This is a genomic window from Fontibacillus forbon (assembly GCF_046559655.1).
Classification (GTDB): Bacteria; Bacillota; Bacilli; order Paenibacillales; family Paenibacillaceae; genus Fontibacillus.
This window is the reverse complement of record NZ_JBKGFV010000003.1, coordinates 433,968-452,544: the sequence shown is the minus strand read 5'-3', so window position 1 is coordinate 452,544 and position 18,577 is coordinate 433,968. Positions and strand designations below refer to the sequence as shown.

Annotated in this window: 14 protein-coding genes; 8 read left to right on the top strand and 6 right to left on the bottom strand. The window is 51.7% G+C overall.

What is annotated here, in order from left to right; genetic code table 11:
• The first annotated feature begins 804 nt into the window (after positions 1–804).
• From ACLB09_RS14140 to ACLB09_RS14130, 3 genes are all read left to right on the top strand, one after another.
• A complete protein-coding gene (locus tag ACLB09_RS14140; protein ID WP_410770472.1) occupies positions 805–1,854 on the top strand; it encodes an LLM class flavin-dependent oxidoreductase in 1,050 nt (349 codons plus the stop codon).
• A 227-nt stretch (positions 1,855–2,081) separates the two neighbouring features.
• Positions 2,082–3,476 carry a transcriptional regulator gene (locus tag ACLB09_RS14135; protein WP_410770471.1) on the top strand — a complete coding sequence of 465 codons (1,395 nt, stop codon included), beginning with the start codon at positions 2,082–2,084 and terminating at the stop codon, positions 3,474–3,476.
• 304 nt (positions 3,477–3,780) lie between these two features.
• Positions 3,781–5,109, top strand: a complete 1,329-nt coding sequence (locus tag ACLB09_RS14130) for a transcriptional regulator (RefSeq protein ID WP_410770470.1) — start codon at positions 3,781–3,783, stop codon at positions 5,107–5,109.
• 138 nt (positions 5,110–5,247) lie between these two features.
• Here the strand turns inward: ACLB09_RS14130 and cobA are convergent, their stop codons facing one another.
• The 4 genes from cobA to nirB form a co-directional block, all read right to left on the bottom strand.
• Complete coding sequence (gene cobA / locus ACLB09_RS14125) at positions 5,248–6,033, bottom strand: uroporphyrinogen-III C-methyltransferase (RefSeq protein WP_410770469.1); 786 nt, start codon at positions 6,031–6,033, stop codon at positions 5,248–5,250.
• Positions 6,030–6,932 carry a formate/nitrite transporter family protein gene (locus tag ACLB09_RS14120; protein WP_410770468.1) on the bottom strand — a complete coding sequence of 301 codons (903 nt, stop codon included), beginning with the start codon at positions 6,930–6,932 and terminating at the stop codon, positions 6,030–6,032. Before ACLB09_RS14120 ends, cobA begins: the two co-directional genes overlap by 4 nt.
• Positions 6,933–6,949: 17 nt before the next feature.
• Complete coding sequence (nirD, locus tag ACLB09_RS14115; RefSeq protein WP_410770467.1) at positions 6,950–7,267, bottom strand: nitrite reductase small subunit NirD; 318 nt, start codon at positions 7,265–7,267, stop codon at positions 6,950–6,952.
• Positions 7,268–7,338: 71 nt separating this feature from the next.
• Positions 7,339–9,774 (bottom strand): nitrite reductase large subunit NirB, encoded by a 2,436-nt coding sequence (gene nirB, locus ACLB09_RS14110; protein ID WP_410770466.1) that lies wholly within the window; start codon positions 9,772–9,774, stop codon positions 7,339–7,341.
• A gap of 491 nt (positions 9,775–10,265) precedes the next feature.
• Here nirB and ACLB09_RS14105 point away from each other — a divergent pair, with 491 nt between their 5' ends.
• Positions 10,266–10,901, top strand: coding sequence for an ANTAR domain-containing response regulator (locus ACLB09_RS14105; protein ID WP_410770465.1), 636 nt, complete (start codon positions 10,266–10,268; stop codon positions 10,899–10,901).
• A 32-nt stretch (positions 10,902–10,933) separates the two neighbouring features.
• Positions 10,934–11,983: an anthranilate phosphoribosyltransferase gene (locus ACLB09_RS14100; RefSeq protein WP_410770464.1), complete on the top strand. Its 1,050-nt coding sequence runs from the start codon at positions 10,934–10,936 to the stop codon at positions 11,981–11,983.
• Between the two features lie 92 nt (positions 11,984–12,075).
• Here the strand turns inward: ACLB09_RS14100 and ACLB09_RS14095 are convergent, their stop codons facing one another.
• A complete protein-coding gene (locus tag ACLB09_RS14095; RefSeq protein ID WP_410770463.1) occupies positions 12,076–13,224 on the bottom strand; it encodes a glycosyl hydrolase family 8 in 1,149 nt (382 codons plus the stop codon).
• A gap of 90 nt (positions 13,225–13,314) precedes the next feature.
• The gene (gene uxaC / locus ACLB09_RS14090) at positions 13,315–14,730 is read right to left on the bottom strand and encodes a glucuronate isomerase (protein ID WP_410770462.1); all 1,416 of its coding nucleotides are present in this window, start codon (positions 14,728–14,730) and stop codon (positions 13,315–13,317) included.
• 141 nt (positions 14,731–14,871) lie between these two features.
• Here uxaC and ACLB09_RS14085 point away from each other — a divergent pair, with 141 nt between their 5' ends.
• The 3 genes from ACLB09_RS14085 (at position 14,872) to ACLB09_RS14075 (ending at position 17,569) form a co-directional block, all read left to right on the top strand.
• Positions 14,872–15,558 carry a GntR family transcriptional regulator gene (locus tag ACLB09_RS14085; protein WP_410770461.1) on the top strand — a complete coding sequence of 229 codons (687 nt, stop codon included), beginning with the start codon at positions 14,872–14,874 and terminating at the stop codon, positions 15,556–15,558.
• A gap of 66 nt (positions 15,559–15,624) precedes the next feature.
• Complete coding sequence (gene uxuA, locus ACLB09_RS14080) at positions 15,625–16,731, top strand: mannonate dehydratase (protein WP_410770460.1); 1,107 nt, start codon at positions 15,625–15,627, stop codon at positions 16,729–16,731.
• Complete coding sequence (locus ACLB09_RS14075; protein WP_410770459.1) at positions 16,715–17,569, top strand: SDR family oxidoreductase; 855 nt, start codon at positions 16,715–16,717, stop codon at positions 17,567–17,569. Before uxuA ends, ACLB09_RS14075 begins: the two co-directional genes overlap by 17 nt.
• Positions 17,570–18,577 lie beyond the last annotated feature (1,008 nt).

Genomic DNA, 18,577 nt, shown 5'->3' with positions numbered 1-18,577 from the left:
CGGGAGTGGAGAGTTACTTGGATGCTCGCTGGGACTCGGGAGTGGACAGTTACTTGGATGTTCGCAGGGCTCCGGAGTGGAGTGTTACTTGGATGCTCGCTAGGGCTCGGGAGTGGAGAGTTACTTGGATGTTCGCTGGTGCTCGGGAGTGGACAGTTACTTGGATGTTCGCTGGTGCTCGGGAGTGGAGAGTTACTTGGATGTTCGCTGGGACTCGGGAGTGGAGAGTTACTTGGAGTCATTAAAGTTTCATCTACTATGCAGAGGAGGTTGGGTGCTGTCCATGCTGTTCCAGTTTTAGGGGCGAACGAACGGATTCGACGGCTAATTGGCAAATTAACTGGATTTCCTACAGTTAATTTCCGCATAAAGGACCGGTCGATCAAAATAGCTGGATTTTCTACAGTTAATTCCCCCAATTCGTCCGCTTCAGCTGCAAAATCCTCAAATTAGCTGGAGGTTTTCCAGTTAATTATTCAAATACCTCCCTTTCGCCAAAAATAACTGGAGGTTTTCCAGTTAAATTCCCACCAGATACGGAATCCTAGTCTCATACCGCAGCCAACATCAAGGACAAGCACCAATCTAGCCGACCAACCGCCGTCATGCAGCGAAACTGAAACAACGCACGCTTGGAGCCTCCGCAAACGATACAAGAAACCCCAACTTTCAATTTCCCAGTTACTTTTGGTATGATAGTGATCTAAAGTAGGTGAGTAGCACATACCTTTTCATAACCAACAAGGTATGGTCATATTCCGCTGTTCACAAGCTAAACTAACTTATCCAGGAGGTATCGAATCTATGTCTGATCTCAATTATGGTCTCCATCCTGCTATCGATTCCAATAACAGACAGTTATCCGCGATTCCCCTGTCCATATTGGATCTCGCACCGATTACTGCCGGAAGTACGGCAACTCAATCTCTGCAAAATACGCTCGATCTCGCCCGGCATGCCGAAAAATGGGGCTATCGCCGCTTCTGGCTCGCCGAGCATCACAGCATGCCCGGCATCGCAAGCTCGGCTACGTCCGTCGTAATCGGCTACGTCGCCGCCGGAACGAGCACGATCCGGGTCGGTTCCGGCGGCATTATGCTGCCGAACCACTCGCCGCTCGTCATCGCCGAGCAGTTCGGCACGCTTGAGTCGCTGTACCCCGGCCGGATCGACCTCGGCCTGGGCAGAGCGCCGGGGTCCGATCAGCTGACCTCGCAAGCCCTGCGGCGCGGGCCGGGCAGCGACGGGCAGGATTTCCCGGAGCGGCTGCGCGAGCTCCGCGATTATTTCCAGCCCGTATCGGGCTCATCGATGCGGGTCCGGGCCATTCCCGGCGAAGGCCTGAACGTCCCGATCTGGCTGCTCGGCTCCAGCGGCTTCAGCGCTCAGCTTTCCGCCGCGCTGGGCCTGCCGTTCGCCTTCGCCAGCCACTTTGCGCCGGATTACTTGCTGCCGGCGCTAGATCTGTACCGCGGCCATTTTCAGCCGTCGGAATTTTTGGAGAAGCCGTACGCCATGGCCGGCGTCAACGTAATCGTAGCCGATACGGACGCCGAAGCGCGCAGGCTCGCTACTTCCCAGGAGCAGCAGTTCCTGAACCTGATCCGCCGCCGGACCGGCCAGCTTAGCGCTCCGGTCGACAGCATGGATTCCATTTGGACACCGCAGGAAGAAGCGCTCGTCCAAAGACAGCTCGGCTTCTCCGCCATCGGTTCGCCTGCAACCGTACGCGCGCGGCTGGAGCAAATCATCCAGGAAACCCAAGCCGATGAGCTGATCGTGGCCGCCCAGGTTTATGACCATAAGGCTCGTCTGCGTTCTTACGAACTGCTAGCCGAGCTCAAAAATAACTAATTTATTCCCAGGGCTGTCTCCCGGATCATTGATTTCTTGAGACAGCCCTGTTTTTTAATCTAACTAAAGGCCACGAAGTATCCAACTCTATGACCATTTTATGAACTCGGATAAAAATAATTGACCACTTATCAAATCACCGTTATATTTATTTGTAATATATTAACAAATTTTGAACTTAGTAACTCCCGAATTTTATCAAATTAGAAAGAATAAAGGTGATTTGTATGAATACTGCGGCCCCCATTCTCAAACACCTAGATGACTTCATAAAAAAAGAGGACTTAAATCTGCGCAAATTAGCCACTTTAGCTGATATCAATGCAGGTACGCTTAGCGCGATCTTTAACAAGAACAAAGTTTTTACGGTAGAACATTTAGATAGAATTACTTCCGTGATGAATTTACCCGAAGGTCATTTTTACACTCATTACATTGAAGAGTACTTAAGTAATTCCACCCCGGATTGGCGGCGGGTCCGGCCTTTCTTATATCGTTGCATGGAGCTGGACAAGCTGGACTGCATTAAGAAAATAAATGATATATTAATGGAAAATTTGATGTATTCACCTTTGCTGTTCGAGACTGCCGAGGACTTTTTTCAGAGGGGGAAAAAGGAAGCCTCCGCTTTATTATTTGAGAGTATATCTTCCAGTGAAAAGCACCAGCATTCGGAACGGCTCGCCTTTTGCCAATATCGCCTATTTTTAATCAGACAAGGTACGGATCAGGAACAAAATTACCAGGCGGCGATCCAATTTGAACTTTATGTAGACCGGCTTGATGAAATCGATCAATTGGATGCATTGAAGGATTTGGCGAACACCTATCGGGCTTTTTATAAGTGGGACAAGGTAGACAAGCTTGCGCAAGCGCTGGAATACAAGGGAAAAGTACAATATTATTGGGCACATCATTCAGAGGAAAAAGACAATAGAAAAAAGCCAGGCAGGCCATTATTCTTTTATTCGGCATATGCCAAATTACTTCGCGCTTGCGTAAGTGAGGCACGGAGGAATTATGAAGAAGCACTGAATTATACCTATGCTTATCTTGAATTAGACTGGGTAAAGGAGTCAGACCCGGACACGATCCATTGGATAGAAATTTTAAAAGAATGGGCACAAGCGAATATTTACGCATACAAGCTATTATCAGGCGATGTTGGCATACTTCCCCAATACTTGGAGTATATCAAGCCCAAAAAGGACGAAATACTACCTGCTCTCTTCAATATTGTCGATGCTGCCAATCGATTTAATCTTAATGTAGACGATGCACTCCTTCAGTTTAGTGCTTATATTAACGATTATATTGAACAACCACAGACCATAGGGTCATATACCAATCAATTAATCGCTAATGCTTTTGCCGACTTTTCGCATGAATTAGCCTACTATTACTTTAATAGGAATAGGTATCTCGATGGATTTAAATATGTACTTGTTAGTTTGGGATTATCTTCAAAAATAAACAAAAGAAGTAGTATAATAAAAGCAGTAGGATTGTTTGAACGTTATAGGAATCTGGCATCTTCTGAAACAATGACTACTTATCAAAATTTGGTCAGTGAGGTGTATGAAGATGAAAAAGAGAAGACCGCTTTATTATTTGGCAACTAGCATGTTGTTATTGGCTGTTCCCGTTCTGGTCCAAACACCTGGGCTTGTTCAGCTATTAGGCTTCACGCATGGTTGTGGCTAAGTACTTACTTGAAGGGCAACTAACGAAATTTAGGATTTGACGTAAAACTGCAAAATACCAAAAACCACCGGGAATAAGGCCAAGCCTTGGATCCGGTGGTTTTATTATGTTGCTGCAATTTCCATAAAAAATATTTGACCATTTATTTAATGTTAATTATGTTTGTAATATATTAACATTTTAGATTATGATTTATGAACTAAAATATAAAGGTGAGTTGTAATGAGCAATAAAAAATCGATTTTAAAACACCTTGATGATTTTATACAACAAAAAGCTCTAAATTTGCGCAAGTTGGCAAAACTAACCGACATTAACGCAGGTACACTGAGTGCGATCTTTAACAAGAAAAAAGTTTTTACGGTAGAACAATTAGACCGAATTACTTCCGTTATGAACTTACCCGAAGGTCATTTCTACTGTCTGTACATTCATGAATATTTGAGTAATACAACTCCAGATTGGCGCAGAGTTCGACCTTTTTTGTACCGTTGCATGGAGTTAGACAAGCTTGACTGCATTGAGAAAATTATTGAATTATTAATGGAAAGTCTGATGTACTTATCTTTATTATTTGAGACTGCAGAAGACTTTTTTCTGCAAGGAAAGGTGGAGGCGGCCGCTCTATTATTTGAAAATATAGCTTCCAGTGAAAAGTACCAGCATTCGGAACGACTCGCATATTGCCAGTATCGGCTATTTTTAATAAACCAAGGTACGGACCAAGAGCAAAATTATCAAGCTGCGATTCAATTTGAGCATTATGTAAGTAGGCTTGATGAAATCGATCAGCTAGATGCATTGAAGGATTTAGGTAACACATACAGATCAATGCGTCGATGGAGCCAAGTATATAAAGTAGCTGTAACTTTGAATAATCTGGCAAGGGCTCAATACTCTATGTCACACCACAATAAGAGAAAAAGACATGAGTCTTATAAAAAACCATCTAGACCACTTTTCTTTTATATAGCTTATAGCAACATGCTTATAGGGGCTGTTTACTATGAACAAGAAAATTATGAGTTAGCTCTTCAAATAGCCAAGAAATCCACTAATTTGGATTGGATCATTGAGACCGACGAGGAGACACTGCGCTGGAAAAATCAGTTTCAGGAATGGGCTCAAGCTAACGTCTATTTGACTCAATTAATGACTGGAGATACGGAGGCGCTAGCAAAGTACGTTAGATTCATCAAGCTAAGAGCAAATGAACTTCTTACGGGGTTATGGAATATTATGATTGCTGCAAACCGGTACAAGATTGACGTAGATCATATTCTCAATGAATTTGAAGCGGAAATATTATCCCTTCAAGAACAGGCAGGAAATGAATTTAACAACCAACAAATTACAGATGATCAAATTGTCGGTTTATTATCTGAATTGGCAGATTACTACTTACTTAGTGGAAAGTATGAAAAAGGAATCTGGTATATGTCGGAATGGATGAAAAAATCAACTATAATTAACGATGAGCGTTCAATTTCACGCTATACGAGACTCTATGACCATTTTCGAAACCTAACAATAACCCGAATAGACGCTTAGCAACGATTATTTGTACTTAAAATGAATTTTCATAGTACAGGGGCTATTCAATCTGAACATATCCCAAAAACCACCGGAAATAAGGCCAAGCCTTGGATCCGGTGGTTTTATTATGTTGCCGTATTTACCTCGATCACCTCAGCCGATCATGGCTGAGGCCTGGTGCTGCAGCTGGTGAAGCTGCTCCCGAATCGCGGCCGCTTCGCCGACGACGATCAGTGCCGGGTTGCTGAGCTGAACGGCGGCAGCCAGCTTGTGCATCTCCGTCAGCGTGCTGACGAAGGTGCGCTGGCGGCCCGTCGTGCCGCTCTCGATGAGCGCCACAGGCGTCGATCCGGCCTTACCGTGCCGCAGCAGCTCGGCGCGGATTTCCTTGAGCTGGCCCACGCCCATGTAGATGACGAGCGTATCGACGGCATGGGCCAGCAAATCCCAGCGGATGGGCGGCCCGCCCTGCCCATCGCTCTCCCCGGGGCAGCGGCTGCCCGTCACGCAGGCGAAGGAAGCCGCCACCCCGCGATGCGTGAGCGGGACGCCGCTGGACGCCGCCGCGCCGATCGCCGAGGTGATGCCCGGAATCACCTCGTAAGGAATTCCCCGGGCCGCCAGCGCCAGGACTTCTTCTCCGCCACGTCCGAAGACGAAAGGATCCCCGCCCTTCAGGCGGACCACCCGTCTCCCTTCCAGCGCGTATTCGACCAGGCGCCGCTGGATCGTTTCCTGGGACATCGCATGCTGTCCCGGAGCTTTACCGCAATAGATCCGTAACGTACCGGAAGCGGCATAGGAGAGCAGTTCCTCGTTGACGAGGCGGTCATACAGGATGACATCGGCCGCGCGAATGGCCTTGAGCGCCTTGACCGTGATCAGTTCCGGATCCCCGGGTCCCGCCCCGACAATACTTACGATCCCCGGCCGGATCATGCTCTCTCTCCCGTTCCGGGCGCGCCCGCCGGGATCAGCCTGTGATCCGCCGGAGCATCATTAGAACCTTGGCTGTGCAAACCGGAAGGAGACGTGCGGCTTGATCCTAACGCGGTTTTCTGTTTTTGCGAAACATACAATCCTAAGCCTGTGAGCAGTACCCCGCCGACAAAATTGCCGACCAATACGGGAAGCTGGTTCCAAACCCACCAGTCCGACAAGCTGACATCGGCCCCAAGCATCATCCCGGCAGGAATGACAAACATATTAACGACCGCATGCTCGAACCCCTGAGCGAAAAAGATCAGGATCGGCAGCCACATCGCGATGATTTTCCCGGCCGTGGACCGCGAGGTAAAAGCCATCACGGCCCCCAGCGTAACCATCCAGTTACAAAGCACGGCCTTGATGACTACCAGCCCCATACCGGACATGCCCATCGTTTTATAGCCGAGCGTCTTGGTCTCGCTGGCCTGAATCAGTGTCTGTATCATTGGATGGCTCATATCGGTACCCATTTTGGTAATCGTTAAGCCATACAATGCTGCGTATACGGCGCACCCCAGCAGATGACCGGCAATGACCCAGCCGTAATTCGCCAGCATCCGGGATACCGATGTTTTACGCTCCAGAACCGCAAGCGGGATGAGCGCAAAGCTGCCGGTCACCAGTTCCAGGCCGAGCAAAATAATGATGACGAAACCGACAGGAAAGATCAGCGCGCCTACGATCCCCAGCGAAGTTTGCGAGGTAGCGGTAAAAGCCAGTGTCGTAGCGCAGGCCAGAATCGCACCGGCCAAAAAACCTTTGACCAGCATTTGAAAAGCAGTCAAGCGGGCCTTATTCGCCCCCGCCTCAATCATCGATTCCAGCACTTCGGCAGGTTTTACATGATCCATCGGTCTCATCCTCCTTTTTAATCCAGTGTGATATAAACGGAGCCGGTGGCGGCATCTACTTCCGTGTCGTACACGGTTACGGAACCGTGATCCGGTTCTTGCACGCGGCCGCTGTGCAGGTCAATCTTCCAGTCGTGCAGCGGACAGTGAACGGCCGAGCCGCACACCATCCCCTCCGACAACCGCCCTCCTTTATGGGGGCAGCGGTTCTCTATGGCCCGGACACTGCCGTCACTGAGCTTGAATACGGCGATTTCCTTATCCCCGACCGCAAAAGTACGCGCCCCTTGCTCATCAATTTCCTGCACATGGGCCACCTTGATTTTCGTCAACATCGCCGTTTCCTCCCAACCTATGAATGAGTCCAACTATTTTAATTCCTCAAATTCCCGCACCTGCGCCGAAGCTATCCAACAACCGGCTGAACGCTGGGCAGAGGTTCGAAATTTTTACGCAAGCCTTCATTTGAAATAATCTCTTTCCACGGATCCGTCGTCCGGCTCAGCGTTTCTTCGATCCGGCCCGCCAGAACTTGCCGTTCCTCAGGATTTTCCAGCACCGCCTTAATCGTGCCAAGCCCCACTCGTTCCACCCACTGGGCGGTACGTTCGTTCCAACTGGCCTGTTCGCGGTAATATTGCAGGTAGGCGGCCGTCCATTCCATGACCTCATCCTCCGTCTTGACCGTGCAGAGCAAATCCGAGGCCCGCACTTTCACACCGCCGTTTCCGCCGACATAAAGCTCCCATCCGCCATCGATGGCGACGACGCCCAGATCCTTGATCGTCGCTTCCGCGCAGTTGCGCGGGCATCCCGAAACGGCAAGCTTCACCTTCCCTGGCGTATTCAACCGCTCAAAAGCTTTCTCCAGCCGAATCCCCATACCGATGGAATCCTGCGTACCGAACCGGCAGAACGTCGAGCCCACGCATGTTTTTACCGTACGCAGCGCTTTGCCGTAGGCGTGGCCGGACGGCATATCCAGCTCTGCCCATACCTTGGGCAGATCCTCCTTTTTCACGCCGAGCAGATCGATCCGCTGGCCGCCGGTGAATTTCACCATCGGCACCTCGTACTTCTCTGCAACCTCGGCGATTTTCTTGAGATCGGCAGGAGAAGTCACACCGCCGTATATGCGAGGCACGACGGAGAAGGTACCGTCTTTCTGAATGTTCGCGTGATACCGCTCGTTGGCGAACCGGGATTCTTTTTCATCCATATATTCGGTAGGCCAAAGCATCCCCAGGTAATAGTTCAGGGCTGGACGACATTTGGAGCAGCCTTCCGGCACCCGCCATTCCAGTACGTTCATGACCTCTTTGACGCTCTTCAGTCCCATTGTCTTGATGCTATCCACAATCTCCTCACGGGCAAGGGAGGTGCAGCCGCAAATTCCTTCTTTAACCGGTTCTCCGGTCACACCGTCTCCGTAAAGCTGCAGAAGGCCTTCCACCAGCGGTTTACAACCGCCGCAGGAACCGGAAGCTTTTGTGCATGCTTTAATCTCACCAACCGTGCCGCAGCCGTCTTTGACCGCTTTCACGATCGTGCCTTTGCTGACGCCGTTACAGCCGCAGATGATTTCATCATCGGCCATGGCCGCAAGCCTCGCGCCCTGCGAATCTCCTCCCGACCCCCCCGGTGCAAATCCGAGCAGCAGCTCTTTTTCCTTTCCCGCCACCGATTCTCCGCTCTTTATTTTCGAAAAAAGGGAGGCTCCGTCCGTCGTATCTCCGAACAAGACGGCTCCGACGAGTTTGTCGTCCTGCAGCACGATTTTTTTGTAGGTTCCTTCCAGATCGTCCTGAATCCGCAGCGACCGCGTTCCGGGAGCATCCTGGAAATAGCCTGCCGAGAACACGTCGACACCCGACACCTTGAGCTTGGTCGAAGTGACCGACCCCATATATCCGTTTGTTTCTACCCCGGCCAATCGCTTGGCCAGTACGCTGCCTTGTTCATACAACGGGGCAACAAGACCATAGGCAATTCCCCGGTGCTCTGCGCATTCACCAACCGCGAATATGCCGGGCATGCTTGTTTCCAAATAATCATCCACTACTATACCGCGTCCTACTTGAATCCCGGCCGATTTCGCGAGCTCCACGTTCGGTTTGATGCCTACCGCCATCACGACAAGGTCGGCAGACAATGAGCTGCCGTCAGCAAAATCCAGCCCTTCAGCCCGGCGATTCCCCCGGATGCCTGCCGTCTGCTTTTGCATCAGAAACTTCATTCCTTGGGCTTCCAGTTCCAGTTGCAGCATCTTTGCCGCAGGTTCATCGAGCTGGCGTTCCATCAAAAAGGGATGAATATGAACCACCGTCACGTCCATGCCGAGATGCAGCAGTCCTCTGGCCGCCTCGAGTCCGAGTAATCCGCCACCGATGACAGCCGCTTTGGCGTATTTTTTGGAGGCTTCCATCATAAGATCGCAATCCCGAATATCCCGGAACCCGATCACGCCCTCTTTATCCGCACCCGGGATCGGAAGCATAAACGGATTGGAGCCGGTCGCCAAAATTAGTGCGTCATATTTCGCCTCCACTCCCGATTTGGAGATTACCCTCTTGTTCCCTGTGTCGATTCGGGTAACCTCGTCTCCCGTATACAGGCTAATACGGTTTTCCGAATACCAATCCCAATCATTGATCACGATGTCCTTCATGTCGGATCCGCCTGCCAGTACCGAGGATAGCATAATCCGGTTGTAGTTCGGATAGGGTTCGGCGCCAAATACGGTAATCTCATAGGTGTCCGGTGCCAATTTCAATACATGTTCAATCGTACGCACTCCCGCCATCCCGTTGCCTACCAGTACTAATCTCTTTTTTTCACCCATGTTCGGTTCTCTCCTCCCGGTCTTTCCTCATCTCTCGCAGAAGTGCAAAATAACACAAAAAGCCCGCTCCGCCGGGGAACAGACATGAATATAGCATTCATGACTTTCCCTCTTTCATGCGAAGACAGGCTCCGTTGCCGCTTCACCGAACACCCCATTGTGTCCGGAAGAAATATAAAATTTGATTTGTTGACGTTAATATAACCAACAATTTTGATAATGTCAATATATATAACATAAAAATAAAATAAAATCTAAAATATGTTAGGTTTCATAACTTAAATTGTTAATTAAATGGAAAAGGTCTTGCTCTTAGCCTTTTTTTCATCTTTTTTAAGAGATGTTGTGAAAATTATATTGATTTTTCAGAAATATAGCGCCAAAATACAATTAAAATCATTGCCAAACCGAACCCGTGTCAGGTTTTATGACTAAAAATATTTGGAACTAAAACTTTAAAGTCCGCTAAAGAGAGGAGGGTTATACTCCCGATGCGCTTTCTTCTGGTTATTCGCGAACAGACTTCCCCAAAAGATACGGATCCGGTCAGGGACATTTCCAATTCCAATTCCAATTCCAGTTCCGCTTCCTATTCCATCGCCGAGCCTGAGGTCATGCTGAAATGTAACGGATACCAGGTGTTCACCTCCAGTTTGGAAGAGGAGATCCGGCAAAGAATCCGGGAAGCGGATGCTGTCGTCCTTGACTTGCCTATTGCCGGCATTACCGGCTGGGAACATCTATTGTCAAAATGGAAGGCCGTTCCGCTCCTCTGGTGGTGCAGCCCAGCGACGGCCGCTGCCTCTTTGGAGTCCTGCGAAGACGACATCGCCGTGGACGGCATCCTGACCCCATCCATGTCTGCTCACGAGCTGCATTGGGGTCTTCATCTCGGTGCCAAACATTTTTTTGAACGCCAGCACTGGATGGATGAACGAGCTCAGCTCGTCTCCCGGCTCGAGGAACGGAAATGGATCGATCTGGCCAAGGGGATCTTGTGTGAAATTAACCGAATCCCGGAAGCGGAGGCTTACGATGTTCTCCGCAAGCGGGCGATGAACGAGCGGAAACGAATCGTGGATATCGCAACGTCGATCGTCAAAGCGCACCAACAATTAAGAACTTAGCCTGAACAAGACGTACAAGAGGAGGATCTTCCATGAACATGACAGAGATCTTGAAGGAAGTGGGCCGGGGCAAGCGAGGTGCCCGCGACCTGAACTATGAAGAGGCTCTCGCCGCGGCGGAGATGATTTTGAACAGAACGGCATCTCCGGCTCAGATCGGCGCCTTTTTCCTGGCGGAACGGATCAAGATGGAGAGCGTGGATGAACTGTATGCCTTCGTTAAAATCTGCCGCAGCCATGCCGTCCGCTCGCCGCGCCCGGATGGACTCGATTGCGCCGGCCCTTACGACGGAAGAAAATCATCCTTCATGGCCGGCTTCGCCACTGCCTTTGTCGTAGCTGCTGCCGGAACACCCGTTACCTTGCACGGCACCGAGTCGCTTCCCCCTAAATGGGGAGTCACTTTGCCCGACCTGCTCCGGGAAATGGGCTTGGGCGATACCCTACTAACCCGCGACCGGGCGCTACAAACGGCCGACCGGACCGGAGTTTTGTTCGTACCTTCCGAATTATGGTGCCCGCCACTCGGAAGCCTGCGGGAAATCCGCGAAGAACTGGGTCTGCGAACTATCCTAAACACCGTGGAAAAGCTGGTGGACTACAGCCACTCCCCTTATCTCGTGTACGGCGTGTTCCATAATACGGTGTTTGACCGGACAGCCCAGCTTCTCCAAAGATTAAATTACCGCAAAGCCTTGATCGTCCAAGGCGTGGAAGGTTCGGAGGATGCATATATCGACCGCCCTACCCGCACTTACTACGTCGAAAACGGAGACGCAAAATTGCATGTGATCGATCCGGAGGCATACGGGTTGGAAGCCACTATTCCGGACACCGATTGGACGGCCGCCGAGCAATTGCGGATCACGGAAACCGTGTTGACCGGAGAAGCCCCTGTGGCGTTCATCAACCAGGTGATCCTGAACGGAGCGCTTCGCCTCAACCTGGTCGGACTCGCCGATTCCGTGGAGGAAGGCATTTACACAAGCAAGTCTCTGTTGGAAAGCGGGCAGCCTTGGCAAGCATTTTGCCGATGGAAAGAAGGAATGCTTCAAGGGCAATTGGCTAAGCACTCGGGGTAGCCGATTGCCCTTGAAGCCCTAGCCAACCCTGGCTGATTAAGCTTGAGTTCGTGATCCTTGATTGGCTTTCCGAGATCCTCAGCGAGTGCGAGTCACGGCTTCCAGATCCGGTAGTTTCCGCTTAAAGCCATCAACGCGAACAAGTAAAGGCAATTGTCATAATATCTCCGGCCCCCGGTCCGCAGCGGCGTGTTCCAGAACAGATCCACGCTTGCCTTTGCCTGCGGTCCCTCTGTGGCCAGTGACGCCATGGCATTCGTCGCCAGCAGGCCGACGGGATGCAGCGATTTTTCATCGAACGGTTCACCGGCTATCGTATATCTGCGATAATCGTCCGGCTGCTTATCCGCGAAAAAGGCCTGGATTTTATCCGCTGCGCCGCGTTCCCAAGGCTCCGCCCCAAACCATTCCCAATCCAGCCCCAAATTTGCCGCTACTCTGTACGAATCGCTATAGAAGTGGCCGAATCCCCGCTCGTTGTTCGGCGTCCCGTCATAATGGGCATATTCCGGCGCCAGCCCGGTTTCGGGGTGACAGGAGATTTTTAAATATTCCCGACTGGCTTCAGCCGCCTCTTTCCAAAATTGCCGGTCCTCCGGGTAAGCCCACAGCGCGAACAATTCATAGAAATGCGGCAGATGATAGGAAGGGTCGGAGAATTCGCAATTTGGAATGAACTTAATCAGCTTGTTATCCGGATTCCACATCGGATGGCCCGTACCCTTCTCCCCTTTGTGAATGCATATGCGGAGTAAATCCCGCGCCTGCGTTCCGTAGTCGAAAGGCGCTTCCCGGTCACCCCAGCGGTGGGAAGCAAAAAACAGCGCCATCGCAAAATACTCCTCGCCATCCGGAGCAGGCCCGTCCGACAGCCTTGTTCCGTCCGTAGCGCAGGACCAGGCGAAATAACCCGCGTTTTCTCCTTCGGTCATATACATATAGGTCATCGTCCATCTCCACAGGCGGTCGAATATATCCTGACGATCCATCTGAACCGCCATCATCATACCGTAGGACATCCCTTCCGTCCTGGCATCGAAATTCCCCGTATCCATCATGTATCCCATATCGTCACCGGACTGATGATAAATCCGCGTGTCTTCGTCGCCTTCAAACATCGCCTGCCAGGTTTGTTCCAAACGTTCGCGTATTTCCTGTTCGGCATATCCGTATTCTGCCAGCAAGTTCCTGTATTTCCCCGTATAAAAAGCTCCTGTTTGTCCAGTCAATGTACTGACCATCCTTTCATCTTCCTTATGATAGCGCTACCACAAAAGTACCAAAGGAAACCGGCGCGATCCATGTGCAGATCGCGCCGAAATTTACCCAAATCAAGCTTTGCTTTCGGGGATGCCGAAATATCGTTGCGCATTCCCGAAACAAATGTCTTGCACCATTCCGCCGATATCATCGTAATCCGCAGGCAATTCGCCCTCATCCATCCATGTTCCGAGCAATCGGCACAGCACCCGCCGGAAATACTCATGGCGCGGGAAAGACATAAAGCTGCGCGAATCGGTCAGCATGCCGACAAAAGCGCTAAGGACTCCGACCGAAGACAACGCCTTAAGCTGCTGAAGCATCCCTTCCTTTTGATCATGGAACCACCATGCGGCTCCAAGCTGCAGTTTTCCGGCCGTCTCTCCGGACTGAAAGTTGCCGATCGTCGTGGCAATGAGTTCGTAATGGTAAGGGTACAAACTGTATACGATAGTTTTCGGAAGGCGGTCGGCTTTGTCCAATTCGTTCAAAAACGCGTTCAACGAGACCGCTAAATGATAGTCCAGAATCGAGTCGAAGCCGCTATTTTTCCCCAAATGCGCAGTCATCCGTTCATTATTATTGCGTATCGCTCCAATATGCAGTTGCATGGCCCACCCGCGGGCATGATACATTTCGCTCAGACGCAGCAAGGTGAACGTCCGGTACTTGGCTACCTCGGAAGCATTCAGGGTCTCTCCGTGCATCGCTTTGGCAAAAATACTCCGTACCTCCAACTCCGTTGCTGCTTCATACGGGAACTCCCCGAAACCATGATCGGATAACCGGCACCCGATCTCGTGGAACTCCCCCATCCGCCGTGCCAAGGCCTGGATCAGGCTTGCATAATCTGTAATATGTACTTCCGCCCTGCATCCAAGTTCCTTCATATATCGGTTAAAATCAGCCGCTTGAATGTCCAATGCCCGGTCCGGCCGGAAGGTCGGAACGACGGTAGTATGCATTCCGCCGCTTTGCCGTATCTGCCGGTGCGCCTCCAGTCCGTCCGCCGGATCATCCGTTGTGCAAGCCACCCGCACATCGAATTTTTGCAGAATGCCCGCAGCATGAAGCGACCGGTCCGCGAGTTGCTCATTGCAGCGGTGCCAGATGTCTTCCGCATTTTCCCCGCTAAGCCGCTCCTCGATTCCAAAGTGACGCTGCAGCTCCAAATGGCTCCAATGATAAAGCGGATTTCCCGCAAGCCTCGGAACGGCGCCTGCCCAAGCCTTGAATTTGGCCAAATCGTCGGCGTCGCCGGTAATCAGGGACTCATCAATGCCCAACCAGCGCATCGCCCGCCACTTGTAATGATCTCCTTCCAGCCACAGCTCGGTCAGATTGCGAAAGCTCCGGTTTGCGGCCACATCGCCTGCATTCAAATGATTGTGATAATCGTAGATAGGCATCCCGGCGGCATAGCCATGATAAAGTCTCTTGGCGCTGGTGCCGTTCAAAAGCAAATTTTCCAAGTCCCACTGCTGCATGTTCCGTCGTCCCCCCGCGGATTCAAATAAAGTAAATAATTGAAATGAGGCAGTTTTATGAAGAGATAAAATTTTTCCATCTTTTCAGTTCCATACTACCATACAAGTATGGTAGTATGGAACAAAATAGGAGGTGATCGTTTGAAAGAATTGTTACATTCGCAGCCGGGTTCAGCCGGGAACAGTGTATATGCCCAGTTAAAGCAGCAGATTGTCTCTATGGAACTCCCTCCGGGAACGGCCTTGTCGGAAAAAGAAATGTCCGTCGCCTTTCAGGTCAGCCGAACCCCTGTCCGGGAAAGCTTCGTTCGCCTGGCTCAAGAAGGGCTCGTTCTGGTACTGCCCCAGCGGGGGACGCGGGTTTCGCTGATTGACCCGGACCTCGTTGAAGAGGCGCGGTTTATGCGGGAACAATTGGAACGGGCCGTCATTCGGTTGGCTTGCCGGAGCTTTCCTGCGGAACATTTGGCCGCTATGGACAGCAACCTGGATCAGCAGCGGGAAAGTCTGCAAAAGCATGACGAAGAGTCCATGTTTGCGCTGGACGAAGAGTACCACCGCATATTGTTCGAAGGCTGCCATAAGCTTGGCACGTGGTCAGTCATTCAGCAAATGAACGCTCATCTGAACCGGACCCGGGTTATGTGGCTGAAGACGGATCCGCATTGGGATCATTTGTATGAGCAGCACCGTCAAATGGCCGAAGCCATCCGTTCGCAGGATGAAAACCGTGCCGATCAGATGATGAAAGAACATTTGACTTTAAGCATTGCGAATCTGAACGTGCTTCAGGAGAAATTTCCGGACTATTTCACTGCAACCAAGTAACAGTAACCGTAACGAGGCTCACATAACTTACATTCCTATTTTCATACTTAATAAGGCGGTGAAGTCATGCGAATGGTATTTCGCTGGTTCGGCGAAGGCAATGACACGGTTTCGCTGGAACAAATAAAACAAATCCCCGGTGTGGAGGGCATTGTTTGGGCTCTTCACGATATCCCGGCGGGAGAAGAATGGCCGTTGGAGCGGATTATGGAGGTCCGGCAACTGGCGCATCAACACGGTTTGCATATTGAGGTTGTGGAGAGCGTGAATGTCCATGAGGACATCAAGCTGGGCCTTCCCACCCGCGATCATTATATCGGCAACTACATCCGGACGATCGAAAAGCTGGCCCAGGCCGGCGTAAAGGTGATCTGCTATAATTTCATGCCCGTATTCGACTGGGTGCGGACCGATTTGCACAAGGGGATGGATGACGGCTCGACCGCTCTTTTTTTTGAACAGGCCAAAATCCGCGGCGTCGATCCTTTCGAACTGGTAAACACGATCAATCAAAACAGTGCCCTGACGATGCCGGGTTGGGAACCCGAACGGCTCGAGCATCTGACTTCCTTGTTCGAGGCATATCGGGACGTGTCGGAAGAGGATCTTTGGGACAATTTGAAGTATTTCCTGGATGCGGTAATCCCTGTCGCGGAACAAAACGGGATTCTGATGGGCGTTCATCCGGACGATCCGCCTTGGCCGATTTTTGGACTTCCACGGATCTTGACCAACCAGGCCGGTTTCCGCAGATTCCTTGCCCTGCACGATAGTCCCGCCAACGGTATCACGCTGTGCAGCGGATCGCTGGGGGCCAACCCGGACAATGATATCGTAGACATGATCCATGAATTCCAGGGCCGGATTCCTTTTGCGCATATCCGTAACGTCCGGGTATTTGAAAACGGGGATTTCATCGAGACTTCCCATCGTACGTCTGACGGAACGGTCGATATTCGCGGTATTGTTAAAGCCTATTATGACAGCGGTTTCAATGGGTATTGCCGGCCCGATCACGGGCGCCATCTGTGGGGCGAAATTTGCCGGCCCGGCTATGGTCTGTACGACCGGGCGCTCGGGATCATGTATTTATGGGGGCTGTGGGACGCTTTTTCCTCACAAGCAACTGCGTCCACATTGAAGGAGGAAGACGGTTATGTGCCCACTGCCTAAACATGCATCTTTAGAAGGGAAAACAGCGGTCATCACCGGCGGTTCAGGCGTGCTGTGCCGGGCGATGGCGCTGGAACTGGCCCGCCAAGGCATGAAGGTGGCGGTATTGAACCGCACCCTGAGCCGCGGCGAAGAGGTTGCGGAAGAAATCCGCCGTCTCGGCGGCATCGCGATCGCGGTGGCCTGCGACGTCACGGATGCGGATAGCGTGCGCGATGCCGAACGTGCCGTGCGTGAAAAACTCGGCCCGTGCGACGTTTTGATCAACGGTGCCGGAGGCAACCAAGCCAGCGCCAATACGACAAACGAAATTTTCCGGAATGAGGACTTGGCGGACCCTGGCGTGGCCACCTTTTTTGACCTTAGTCTGAACGGCGTGCGCACCGTCATGGACCTTAACTTTGTCGGGACGTTGATCCCGACGCAAATTTTTGCCAAAGACATGATCGGGCGGCCCGGAGCGACCGTACTTAACATTTCGTCCATGAGCGCCCCTTGCCCGATGACCAAAGTGCCCGCTTACAGCGCGGCCAAAGCGGCGATCAACAACTTCACCCAATGGCTGGCCGTGCATCTGGCCGAGTCCGGCATCCGCGTCAATGCCATGGCCCCCGGCTTCTTCCTGACGGAACAGAACCGAAGCCTGCTGACTAATGAAGACGGATCGCTCACCGAGCGTTCCCACAAAATCATCACCCACACGCCGATGCGCCGCTTCGGCGTTCCGGAGGACCTGCTCGGCACGCTGCTCTGGCTCGTCGACGCCGACACCTCCGGCTTCGTCACCGGCACGGTCGTGCCCGTGGACGGCGGCTTCATGGCGTACTCCGGCGTGTAGTTGCCCGAGCAGCGGGCCGCACGCGAGATAGTGCGCGTGCGGCGACGGGACGGCGACGGCGGAGGCGGTGGCTGATGGGGCCGGGATGGGGCCGGCGGGGCTGGTGCGGCCGGGACGGCGATGGCGGAGGCAGTGGCTGATGGGGCCGGGATGGGGCCGGCGGAGGCGAAGGCAGATGCGGACTGGTGCTCATATGAGACACGGGCGAGATGCCGGGCGAGGCGGGTCATGGGGGGCGGGCACGAGGTTGCACCGACGGGAATGATACCGCTGACGTAGGGCAGTGCCACGTACGGGGCGGGGACGAGATGGGAAGGTAGCACGATGGCGAGCTCGCGGGACGGGGACAGCGGAGGCGAATTCAGGTGCGTGCTGCGCCCGTATAGAGCTCCGGGCGAGGCGGGTCAGCTTGCAGTATGCAGTACCCGGTCCCGGTAAACCGCCTCACTTGCGCTAGAGTTGCTGAAGTTAGCTGGAAAAACTACAGCTAATTTCCCCTGATCAGACCGATCGAGCCAATTAACTGGATTTCCTACAGTTAATTAGCTCGATATTCCGCTTTATAGCGCAAAAAGGACAAAATAACTGGAGGTTTTCCAGTTATTTCTCTATACAGCGAGATAAAGGCAAAATTAACTGGAAGTTTTCCAGTTAATCTTTGTCCGAAGTTCACATTAATGTTCTACCCAGCAAGAATACCGTGAAGACCATTTACTTGGTTGTAAGAAGTTAGGTTTGCTTTGCGCGTTGGCTGGAATTGTCTTTAGCTGGTGCAACTCGATATCAGTTCGACAAATAGGACCTACAAGTAACATCTATTCAACTGGTGCATTAGTGGAACTGGTGGAATGGACGCCGCGCTTACAAGCAAAAGATCGTCCTGTCCTGCGACGATGGCGGGCAATCCCCTTGGACTCAAACCCAAAAGGCATCGCCCGGAGCATTAGATTCCAGGCGATGCCTTTAATATTGTCCTCGAGGGGTGGAATAAACGTAGAAATGTCTTTC

Excerpts from the sequence above, each read along its gene's own strand:
- ACLB09_RS14075 (WP_410770459.1), top strand. The coding sequence starts at position 16,715 with ATGTGCCCACTGCCTAAACATGCATCTTTAGAAGGGAAAACAGCGGTC.
- ACLB09_RS14095 (WP_410770463.1), bottom strand. The coding sequence starts at position 13,224 with ATGGTCAGTACATTGACTGGACAAACAGGAGCTTTTTATACGGGGAAA.
- ACLB09_RS14135 (WP_410770471.1), top strand. The coding sequence starts at position 2,082 with ATGAATACTGCGGCCCCCATTCTCAAACACCTAGATGACTTCATAAAA.
- uxaC (WP_410770462.1), bottom strand. The coding sequence starts at position 14,730 with ATGCAGCAGTGGGACTTGGAAAATTTGCTTTTGAACGGCACCAGCGCC.
- cobA (WP_410770469.1), bottom strand. The coding sequence starts at position 6,033 with ATGATCCGGCCGGGGATCGTAAGTATTGTCGGGGCGGGACCCGGGGAT.
- uxuA (WP_410770460.1), top strand. The coding sequence starts at position 15,625 with ATGCGAATGGTATTTCGCTGGTTCGGCGAAGGCAATGACACGGTTTCG.
- ACLB09_RS14100 (WP_410770464.1), top strand. The coding sequence starts at position 10,934 with ATGAACATGACAGAGATCTTGAAGGAAGTGGGCCGGGGCAAGCGAGGT.
- ACLB09_RS14140 (WP_410770472.1), top strand. The coding sequence starts at position 805 with ATGTCTGATCTCAATTATGGTCTCCATCCTGCTATCGATTCCAATAAC.
- ACLB09_RS14105 (WP_410770465.1), top strand. The coding sequence starts at position 10,266 with ATGCGCTTTCTTCTGGTTATTCGCGAACAGACTTCCCCAAAAGATACG.
- nirD (WP_410770467.1), bottom strand. The coding sequence starts at position 7,267 with ATGTTGACGAAAATCAAGGTGGCCCATGTGCAGGAAATTGATGAGCAA.
- ACLB09_RS14120 (WP_410770468.1), bottom strand. The coding sequence starts at position 6,932 with ATGGATCATGTAAAACCTGCCGAAGTGCTGGAATCGATGATTGAGGCG.
- nirB (WP_410770466.1), bottom strand. The coding sequence starts at position 9,774 with ATGGGTGAAAAAAAGAGATTAGTACTGGTAGGCAACGGGATGGCGGGA.
- ACLB09_RS14130 (WP_410770470.1), top strand. The coding sequence starts at position 3,781 with ATGAGCAATAAAAAATCGATTTTAAAACACCTTGATGATTTTATACAA.